Genomic DNA, 10,520 nt, shown 5'->3' with positions numbered 1-10,520 from the left:
TTTAATATTAGTCAAGACAGTGTTAAAGTTTTTTTGACAGATAAGTACTTACAAAAGATTACTTCTTTATCTGTGATGACGAATTTAACCAACAATAATGAGCAAGAAAAAAAAATTACTACCCATATTAATCAAGTAGAGAAAAACTTCCAATATATCAGCACAAAATATAATATACCAGTGGAAATATATAACCCACAAAAACAACTAATCATGATTTATAATAAGCCATTTTAGAGCTTTTGAAACCTAGTAATCGAGTAAAAATTTACCCTAGGAACTTAGGTTATAAATTAAAGAATTAAATCAAAAAATTTTGAGAATGAAGATAAAGTTACTAAATTATTTTTACTATTGTAAGAATCTTTATTGCCTAGGCTCTGATTTCTGGAAGAACTCTGATATTTTGACATAAATATCTGTAAAAATTGATGCTAAATTATATTTTCTATATCCCTTATAATAATTAAATTAAATTTTTGGAGTGAATTATGTTTAAAAGTAAAATTAAGCAAAAAAAAGTTAAATTAATTATTCAGAGAATAAAACAGTCATCTAGTTGGCAAGGTTGTCTTCTTTTAAGTGCTATTTTGCTTCTTTCTTCTAGTTATGCGGTGTATGCCCAAGAACCTACTCAAGATTTACAATCTATAACAGGAGAGTTAAGAGTCGGTTTAGATACTTTATGGGTGGTGTTAACTTCTGTGTTAGTCATTTTTATGAATGCTGGTTTTGCCATGTTAGAAACAGGTTTTTGTCGCCGCAAAAATGCTGTCAATCTGTTGTCAAAAAATTTGATTGTTTTTGCTATCTCTACTATCGCTTTTTGGATTATCGGCTTTGGTTTAATGTTTGGTGATGGAAATGGTATTATAGGATTACAAGGATTTTTTCTCGGTGGAGCAGACAATAGTCCTGCTGTAAATCAAGCCTATATTGGGGTTTATAGTTCCTTAAATTGGACTGGAGTTCCTTTGTCCGCAAAATTCTTATTTCAAGTGGCTTTTGCCGGTACGGCGGCGACAATCGTTTCTGGTGCGGTGGCTGAAAGAATTAAGTTTATTGATTTTATCTTATTTAGCTTTTTTTTGGTGGCGATCATATACCCCCTTGTAGGTCATTGGATATGGGGAGGAGGATGGTTACAACAAGCGGGATTTCATGATTTTGCCGGCTCAACAGTAGTACATTCTGTCGGGGGCTGGTCTGCTTTAACTGGAGCAATTATACTAGGTCCTAGATTAGGGAAATATCAGACAGACGGGGGAATAATACCGTTACCCGGACATAATCTCAGCATAGCAACTTTAGGTTGTTTTATTCTCTGGATTGGTTGGTTTGGCTTTAATCCAGGATCAACTATGGCAGTAAATCAAGATATTGCTCGTATTGCTGTGGTAACAAATTTAGCGGCGGCTTCAGGAGGGATAACAGCAACGATTAGCAGTTGGATTTTAGCGGGAAAACCCGATTTATCCTTAACCATTAACGGTATTTTATCAGGGTTAGTATCTATTACCGCTAGTTGTTCCATGGTGAGTTACTCTAGTGCCGTCACCATTGGTGCATTAGCCGGAATTTTAGTGGTTTTTGCTGTTTATCTTTCTGATACCTTAAAAATAGATGATCCCGTAGGTGCAGTATCGGTACACCTAGTTAACGGTATTTGGGGTACAATTGCCGTAGGATTATTTGCCGATAGTAATATCACCAATAATCCAGACGTGGCAGGGTTATTTAGTAGCGGAAGTTTACATTTATTAGGAGTTCAATTACTGGGTATTATAAGCGTTGGTATTACTGTGCTATTTTCTAGTATTCTGTTTTGGAACATACTCAAAGTTACTTTTGGTTTAAGGGTATCTCCGGAAGAAGAATACTTAGGATTAGATATTGGAGAGCATGGTATGGAGGCTTATAATGGCTTTTTAGAAGTAGATAATTAAAAATAAATAGAAATGATGAATTTACCTCGTAAAAAAAACACTAGGCAGCCTATGCCAAAGTTAGTTGAATCGAACATTTAACTAAATTGATTTGTTATAATTTTTTACTACATTTAATTTCTTTTTTAGAGATTAATAAGCAATAACGAGGTAGTATCTTGTGTTTTCAAGTTTGATCTGGGTATTATTAATGGGTTTTTTTGGTGGACAAATTGCCCGAAGATTAAAGTTACCGCCTTTAGTGGGTATGATTATTATTGGTATTATACTTAGTCCCAATGTTGGTAACATACTCAGTACTGAAATGTTAGCCTCTGCCAGTGGTTTTCGAGTTGTAGCAGTGATGGTTATCCTGATGAAAGCAGGTTTAGGTTTAGATGCCGAAAAACTCTCAAAACAAACCACTGTAGCTTTACGATTAGGGTTTTTACCCGCAGGTGTTGAGGCGATAGTAACTGCATTAGCATCAATGTGGTTACTAAAATTTAATTTCTCTACTGGTTTATTACTTGGATGTATTATCGGTGCTGAATCTCCTGCTGTCATTGTACCCGGAATGTTACGCTTAAAGAGTTTGGGCTGGGGTGTAGAAAAAGGAATTGCTGATGCTATTTTAACTGGAAGTGCTTTATCTAATGTTTTATTATTATTAGTATTCAGTTTATTATTAGCTTTTTTAGGTAATACTAGCGATGGTATTACACTATTGGGGATTAAAATTACTCCTTTACAATTATTGCCTTTTCAGGTGTTAATGCAGATACTTTTAGGTATTGTTTTCGGTTGGTTAACGGCGAAAATTCTAGTCTCTTTACTACGTCAACAAAATTGGACTCAGAATGCTACACAAGATGCTATTATAACAGTTACAATAGCTTTATTATTAGTAGTTTTAGCGGAAAAATACCCCTTTTTCTCTGGTTATTTAGCAGTTATGGCAGTCGGTTTTTTTCTCATCAAATTTGATGCACCTTTAGCCCGAAGATTAAGAAATGGTTTTGATCATCTTTGGATTGTTGCAGAAATTATTTTATTTGTATTACTTGGTGCGAGTATTCAGCTTGATGTTTTAGGAAATTATTTGATTTTAGGGGTAATTCTCCTTATTATTGGTACATTTATTGGGCGTGGTATTGGTTGGTATCTCTCAACTTTAGGCAGTAATTGGACATGGAAAGAGCGTTTATTTTTACTACCAGGTAATTCAGCTAAAGCTACAGTACAAGCCGCTATTGGTGGTATTCCTTTAGCTTTAGGCATCAAAGGTGGTGATACAATGTTGGCGATCGCCGTTTTATCGATTTTAATTACTGCACCTTTAGGGGCATGGGCTATTCCAACTTTTGCACCGAAATTATTAGAAAAAGGAGAAGTTGACCCAACAAAAATAACACTCAATCAAGATATAGTATTATTAGCGGCAATTCCTGCCGATTCGTCTTTAATAAGTATTCTTTTAAAAACTGCGGAGATAGCCAGAAGAAGCGATGCTAAAGTAATTGTGCTTCATGTAACGGAGGAAGAAAATCCCATATTTAAACAGGAAATTGAAAGCAAAACTAATCAAATATTAAAAGACATAAATCATCAATTAATTATGACTTCTGGAGTTGTAACTGAAGAAATTTTAAGGATAACTAAAGAGTATAAAATCTCAGAAATTATTTTGGGTAAAAGAAATATCCCTCCTTTAGATAAACTGTTAGTAAGTTCTATATCTCAAGGAGTTTTAGAAAATTCCCCTTTACCTATTATTCTCGTTAATACTTAATATAAGTTAATATTTGTTTAATTATAAAAACTTTATACTTACTAAAAATATAGTTAAATATTTGACAAAACATAATCTAACTTACAAAATAGGCGATCGCCAAAAAAAACTTTATAATCATTTTAAATAATTTTTGTCATAATAGAGATAGACGAAAAATAATTTTAATCAATATTTAATTAAGGAAAATAAGATGAAGATAGTTAATAAATTTTTATCTATTACTGGTATTAGTGTTATTTCAATATTAATATATCATCCTAATAATATTGCTTTAGCACAATTTAGAGGACAAGATTCACAACAATTTTTTGATCGTGGTAATCAATTAATAGAACAACAAATTCAACAAATTGAGCAACAAAATAGACAGCCAATTGAAGAAAATCAACAAAAAAAAGAGGAGTTATTAGAAAATAATTTAGAAGTAAAATCTCCTGATGATTTAGAGATAAAAGAAGTGCCTGATTCTCCAGAAAGTTTAAGTAATAACGTACCTGAAGCCCCTAATCAGGAGATAAAAATACAACAAAATTAATAGTAAATTTTAAATTACAATTTTTTGGGTAGTGTTGATATTAACTTTAGATAAAAATATCAAGGCTAAATTCTTTATTGCAAAATTGCGAACTTTTTTTTTGAATTAATTATCAATTATTTCTAATACTTCTTTCGGAGAAAGTTTATTTTTAAACCAAATTACTCGATTAGGTAAATCTTTAAAATTAACTCCCGCTTTTTCTAAATTTAAACGCTCAGAAACCGCTAAAATTAGATTATTTGCCTCAGCACAACGTACTTGATAAAATTTTTTTTGTAAATATTCTGGGCGCCAATAACCCACGATTTCTAATAAAAAATCTCTACCATCGGGATGCACTAGACGAAAATCAGGTATCATGACGCTACCGGGTAAAGGCACTAAATCAACTTCTCTTTCTAAACGCCATTGTGTCTCTAATTTTTCCCAACCATTGGCGAAGGATTCTTCTAACATACTGTCATAGGTTTTATTGTTGGCATAATGACTCACTAAACCACAAGTATCATCAAGACGAAAGTAGCCCGTTTTTTCGCTGTTACCGTAGTTATCTTTCATGCGCAATTTTGCCTCTAAATTCCACTTGCTCACATGAAGTAAAGCTGGTATCATTTTTGCTAAGGCTAAACCATAACGTGTACTAGCTTTAAATAAACTGGTAGGTCCATCGATGGTGATAGTAAAACCAGTATCAGCATCCCCTTCAATATAAGCGATTAGCTGAAATAACTTGAGATAGCGAAACAGTAATTTATATTCTCCCGGATCGTTGCGGTGAGCGTGGATTATAATATGACTAGCACGATAGAAAATTCCTTGTACTTGAGATAAATTATAACGGTGGATTAATATCTCTGGAGTTGGTGCATCAAATTCTGTCAAGATTCGATTTTCTTGCAAGTCAGCATATAATCCTTTTGCAATTTCATAGGATAAAACTTCTCTTTTTAATTCCCCACTTAAAATAGAGGCGATCGCTTCTAAGGTATAATTTTTATGATCAGGTATTGTCGCTTTTTCTGCTGATAAGGAAAAAACTTTTTCTCGTAATATAGAAGGTTCAATAGGACTTACGATAGAAAATTGAGCAAAATGATTTTTGACTAAATGAGCTAAACCACGCTTTAATTTATATTCTGGACTATCAGCTTCTAAATTTAGTAATTTTTCGTCTAATTCTGCCTGAGTTTTACCTAAACAATCTTGAAAACAGTCAATAATTTCTAACGCTAAATCCAGAATTCTCGGTTGTAAAGATAATTTTTTAGGGATAATCGTTTCGCCACTATAACGATAAATTAATAAGTCACTTTTCAGCATGGTTTTGGTATTGTTAATTTATTGCTTTTTTCTTAAAACTTTAGTTGTTTCTCGCAAAGGCGCAAAGACGCAAAAGTTTTATATAAATTGATGTTTATTGTTTTGGAAATAATATTCTTTTTGAAAAATTAAGGCTTTAGCCTTTACTACTAACTTTTATTATTTCAATTTTCAATCAATTCTAAATAATCACTATATAATTTTCTATAGTCATAATTTTCAGCTAAGTTTCTTGCATTTTTGCCAATATAATCTAATAACTCATTATCGATTAAAAGTTGACAAATAATATCAGGATATTTAATTAAGTTATCTTCAATAATTGCTTGACTTTTATGCTGAATATCACAACCACGAAAGGCGATTTTTGTACCTAAAATTACCTTACCAAAACTCATGGCTTCCATTATTTTTAATGATGAACCAGTACCCGATAACATTGGTGCTAAAATTAGTTTAGCCTGTTGATAAGCTAGAGTTAGTAATTCTAAATCCACTTTATCAAGAGAGATAAAATTATCCTTATTTTCAGCTTCGCAACAACTACCCATAAGAATAAATTTACAGAGGGGATTATATTTTCTGAAGTGGTATTCAGAGGCGATTTCTCTAATTTGTTTCACCGCTTCAATATTAGGAAAATGCCCACTTCCTACAAATAAACAATAATTTTCTCTTAGCCAAGGGTAAAGATTAAGCCATTTTTCTTGATGACTAATAACTTTTTCTCTTAACGGTAAATTGATATTGACAGGATTAGGAATAACTTTACTATTTATATCCCATTTTTTTAAAAATTCTTGATCTTCTTTAGATACACATATAACTTGATTAGCCGTTTTTAAACTAGAAATTTCTTCCGCTAATAAGATTTGATAAATAGGAGTTTTTATCGATACCTGTTGACATAACATATCATGGGCAGTAATGATTAATTTAACATTTTTTTCTTGACAAATTTTACTGACAGTTTTACCCCAAAAAGGATATTCTAATATAACTATATCTGCCCAATCAATAATTTTTTGTATCCACTTTTTAAAGTTATCATCAAAGGAGAATTGATTATACATACTCAATCGCCAATCTTCTTTAATTTGTTTGATATTTTCTTCTCGTTGTTGATTATTTTTATCGTCATTATCATTAATATCTTTTAATCGATTAGTATTAATTAAAGTACTATAACTATTAGTATATAGTTGGTTAACTAATTCTAAATTATCAAAATTTTGATCATAAAAACTATAACGCACATTATCTAAAATTAACTCTTTTTCCTGCCCAATAGTAAATAACCATACTGAATTACCTTTTTCTTGTAAGTAATCAATTAATAATCCTACCCGTTGACTTGCCCCAGCTTTTCGTTCTAAAATATCTCCCCAAGGATATAAAATAGCAATTTTTTTCCCTCCTTGAGTCAAGTTATTTTGAACTAAGCGATCGCCCATAGTAACTTTTAAACTATCATTAATTATTTGCTGATATTCTGACTTCTTATCACCCCAAATAAAATTAACAATTTTACTATTTATTATCGACTTATTCTTAGATACCAAGTTATTAAAACTAGGTAAATTATAGGCAAGTAGATGAGGATGATAACTAATAATTTTTTTTGCTTGATGTTGATGATTAGCAAGAATCACTTTTACCTGACTAAATAAATATAACTCTTGTTTTAATTCTTCTTCATCAATTTCTTGATAATTAATAATGGCATATTGATAAGATTGTAAACCAGATAATTGACAAATAACAGGAATATTATTTAATCCCATTTTCTCCACTAAAATCTGATTAGTAATAGAGTCAATAAAAATAGTATCTAAATTTTCTGTTTGTAGATAATTAATTAAACTATCAGGAATCAATAAACTATTAACATCAATTAAGTTTCTCGTAAAAGTTATCTCATCTTGATAAACATTGCTAAAATATTTTTGCCGATTTAACCCCTTGATAAATTGAGGAGAATTTTTTAACCTTAAAAACCAAGTATGTTTAAACTGACAATTACTTAAAATATCATTAACTTTTTGTTGAAAATTATTATAACTATCTTCATCCAATTCTAACTTAAGAGAATAAATAAGTAAATAAATGTTATAACCTAATTCTGATAAACATTGTAAATGACTGAGAATAATTTGTCCATAATTATCTAAGTTTAATAAATTATCCCCATTAATAATAGTTAAAATTTTAGCATTATTTAATGAAGGCTGTATTTCCTGTTTATCTAGGGAATTATTACCTAAATTATCAGTAAAATCAACTTCCGATAATAGACAATCAATTAAACTATCAGGAGAATGTTTTTTACACCAGTCAACACTAAATTCTTGAGCATTTTTTTGATATTCACGAATATTATTAATTACCTTAATGATAGTTTTACTAATGTCTTGATGATTTTGATAAATTCCTCCTCGACTTTCATCAACTTGACTAGCTAACCAACTATTTTTTGGTACAATTACAGGTTTTCCTGCTGCTAAAGATTCCGTTAAAACTCCCGAAGTTCGATAACGATAACTGTTAACATTATAAGGAATAACTAATAAATCAGCACTCATTAACAATTGATAATATTCCTCAGTTGTCATCGGATTTTTAATAATTTTTACTACATCTTGAGGATATTCTTCAAGTTTTAATCGACTAGCTAAAATACCTTTTTCTCCCGTATTAATATTAAAATTAGATTGAATAGTAATTCTACTTTTTTGGTGATTAAATAGTCATTCCATAAATCTGCTACTATTTCCGGTAAATATAAATAACCTTTTTCAATTCTTGCATCCCCTAAATAGACTAAATGTAAAGATTGATTCTCTAATTCTAAGGCTATATTTTTTTTGATAATTTCTTGAATAATTTTTTGTCTAAATGGTACTGGTATTTCTATTAATTTAATAGGAGAAAGACTATTATAACGATCAACTAATTGTGGTGTATCTGTGTAAAATCTTACTTTTGTAGGAAATAACTTACATTGATAAAATTGAGTTAAACAAGCCTTAATCCCTATTCCTTGAGCATTTTTAACTAAACAATCATCAATATCTCGCCTTAACATGATATGATATTGTGGCAAGTTATTTAACTCCTGTTTTTCTAAAAAATAGAAGATTTCTTCTAATTGTTCAATGCTTAAAGTATGAATAAAAACATGATCATCAAAAGTAATTTTTAAAGAATTAAGTGTCTGACTTAAAGACTCAATAAAGCTATCACTTTTAATATTGACTAATTGTTCAATAATTTGATAAAAAACTTTGTTAATAATCTTAAAACTAAATCTAATCAAACCCCAAATTATTTTAAAAATTCCCCATAGGGTATTAGTAAAAGGAATATGTTTAATTAAATTAATATCATCTTTAATCCATTTCATTAATCTGAATAAACTACCTTCAACTTTTTCTAAAAATCCTCTTGTTTTTGGTTGACTTAACTTGAGCTTAAAAAATTGATAGTTAATCTTTTCTTGATAATCTTTAATCCAATGGATAAAACTAACATCTTCTCGATTCTTAATAAACTTTTTAAGTTGTTTTTGAATAATATTTAATGATTGAGTCGAATTATTAAACCAATCGACTTTAAAGACAGAAAAGACTTTAACATTATTAGGATATAAAGAAGAAGAAAAATTTTTATTAGCAACGATAATAGCTTTATAACCTCGCCTTTGAGCTGCGTAAGCTACAGATAAACTGCATTCATAGTGATGCCCTTGTAAATCCTGTAAAGAATGATCAATAATAATAAATCTTTTCACTATACTTTTAATAAACAAAATTAATAATTGATAAATAATATCATCTAGCAAATAAAGACTTTATCAGCTAAATTAAAGAATAAATTAACGAAAATTTTATCATGATTAGAATTGGCAATGGTTACGATTTACATCGATTAGTTGAAGGTAGAAAACTTATTTTAGGAGGTGTCGAAATTGATCATCATCTGGGATTATTAGGTCATAGTGATGCTGATGTTTTAACTCATGCTATCATGGATGCTCTCTTAGGTGCTTTAAGTTTAGGAGATATTGGTCATTATTTTCCACCCACCGATCCACAATGGGCAGGATCTGATAGCATGAAGTTATTAGCCCAAGTACATCAATTAATTCTTGATCGAGGTTGGATTATTGGTAATATTGATAATGTCATCGTTGCTGAACGTCCTAAACTAAAGCCTTATTTACCAGCTATGATTGATACTTTAGCTCAAAAATTGGCCATCTCACCTGATAGAATAAGTATCAAAGCCACTACTAATGAAAAATTAGGCCCCGTAGGTAGAGAAGAAGCTATTTGCGTTCATACAGTAATTTTATTATTTTGTCAAGATCAATAAACGATTCTTAATATATTAACTAATCATGGGATAGGTAGATTTTAACATCTTAAGGTGATCAGTTTTTCGTTATCATAGTCAGATAAAAGCTGAAATTTAATCAATATTAGAAATTAATAATTATGTCTTTAGCATTAACCAATGATAATGTAGAACAAGTATTAAACGAATTACGCCCTTATCTGATGGCAGATGGTGGGAATGTTGAATTAGTAGAAATTGACGGACCTACGGTAAAATTAAGATTACAGGGTGCTTGTGGTTCTTGCCCAAGTTCTACCATGACTCTTAGAATGGGTATAGAGCGACGTTTAAGAGAATATATCCCAGAAATTGCCGAAGTAGAACAAGTTATTTAGCTTTATTTGTCAACAAAAATCATAGCAGAGGGTTGTCCAGAAAATTATGCGATCGTGCAGTGCCAATTCGTGATTGCCCTCTTGTTTTTTCTTCTTAAGCTATGATTTATGGAGAAAATAATTAGGGGTTGCTGAAAAAGTCTTTTGGTGAAGATAGGTGTTAGGTATTAGGTGTTAGGTATACTAAAGATTCAACAAACATATAGTCA

General features: G+C 30.5%; 9 protein-coding genes. 6 read left to right on the top strand and 3 right to left on the bottom strand.

Translation table 11 applies throughout. The annotated features are described in order from the left end of the window. The 4 genes from FWJ34_RS14865 to FWJ34_RS14850 all read left to right on the top strand — a co-directional run. Window positions 1-237, top strand: a 237-nt coding sequence (locus tag FWJ34_RS14865) for a hypothetical protein (protein ID WP_308256116.1), incomplete at its 5' end; no start/stop codon positions are given. Window positions 238-491: 254 nt separating this feature from the next. Continuing rightward, on the top strand, window positions 492-1,946 hold the full coding sequence (locus FWJ34_RS14860) for an ammonium transporter (protein ID WP_308256115.1): 1,455 nt from the start codon (window positions 492-494) through the stop codon (window positions 1,944-1,946). 160 nt (window positions 1,947-2,106) lie between these two features. Beyond that, window positions 2,107-3,717, top strand: coding sequence for a cation:proton antiporter (locus tag FWJ34_RS14855; RefSeq protein WP_308256114.1), 1,611 nt, complete (start codon window positions 2,107-2,109; stop codon window positions 3,715-3,717). Window positions 3,718-3,910: 193 nt separating this feature from the next. Continuing rightward, window positions 3,911-4,255, top strand: coding sequence for a hypothetical protein (locus FWJ34_RS14850; RefSeq protein ID WP_308256113.1), 345 nt, complete (start codon window positions 3,911-3,913; stop codon window positions 4,253-4,255). 105 nt (window positions 4,256-4,360) lie between these two features. Here the strand turns inward: FWJ34_RS14850 and FWJ34_RS14845 are convergent, their stop codons facing one another. The 3 genes from FWJ34_RS14845 to FWJ34_RS14835 form a co-directional block, all read right to left on the bottom strand. Then, on the bottom strand, window positions 4,361-5,578 hold the full coding sequence (locus tag FWJ34_RS14845) for a DUF790 family protein (protein ID WP_308256112.1): 1,218 nt from the start codon (window positions 5,576-5,578) through the stop codon (window positions 4,361-4,363). Between the two features lie 164 nt (window positions 5,579-5,742). Then, window positions 5,743-8,190 carry a glycosyltransferase gene (locus tag FWJ34_RS14840; RefSeq protein ID WP_308256111.1) on the bottom strand — a complete coding sequence of 816 codons (2,448 nt, stop codon included), beginning with the start codon at window positions 8,188-8,190 and terminating at the stop codon, window positions 5,743-5,745. Window positions 8,191-8,249: 59 nt separating this feature from the next. Beyond that, entirely contained in the window at window positions 8,250-9,386 is a 1,137-nt protein-coding gene (locus FWJ34_RS14835; RefSeq protein WP_308256110.1) for a hypothetical protein, read from the bottom strand. An 80-nt stretch (window positions 9,387-9,466) separates the two neighbouring features. Between FWJ34_RS14835 and ispF the strand changes: the two genes are divergently transcribed. Together ispF and FWJ34_RS14825 are read left to right on the top strand one after the other, a co-directional pair. Beyond that, window positions 9,467-9,952, top strand: a complete 486-nt coding sequence (gene ispF / locus FWJ34_RS14830) for a 2-C-methyl-D-erythritol 2,4-cyclodiphosphate synthase (protein WP_308256117.1) — start codon at window positions 9,467-9,469, stop codon at window positions 9,950-9,952. Window positions 9,953-10,074: 122 nt separating this feature from the next. Further along, on the top strand, window positions 10,075-10,311 hold the full coding sequence (locus tag FWJ34_RS14825; RefSeq protein WP_308256109.1) for a NifU family protein: 237 nt from the start codon (window positions 10,075-10,077) through the stop codon (window positions 10,309-10,311). The last annotated feature ends 209 nt before the right edge of the window (window positions 10,312-10,520 follow it).

The sequence above is a fragment of the Geminocystis sp. GBBB08 genome (assembly GCF_016743215.1).
Taxonomy (GTDB): Bacteria; Cyanobacteriota; Cyanobacteriia; order Cyanobacteriales; family Cyanobacteriaceae; genus Geminocystis.
This window is presented reverse-complemented; position numbering and strand designations above follow the sequence as displayed.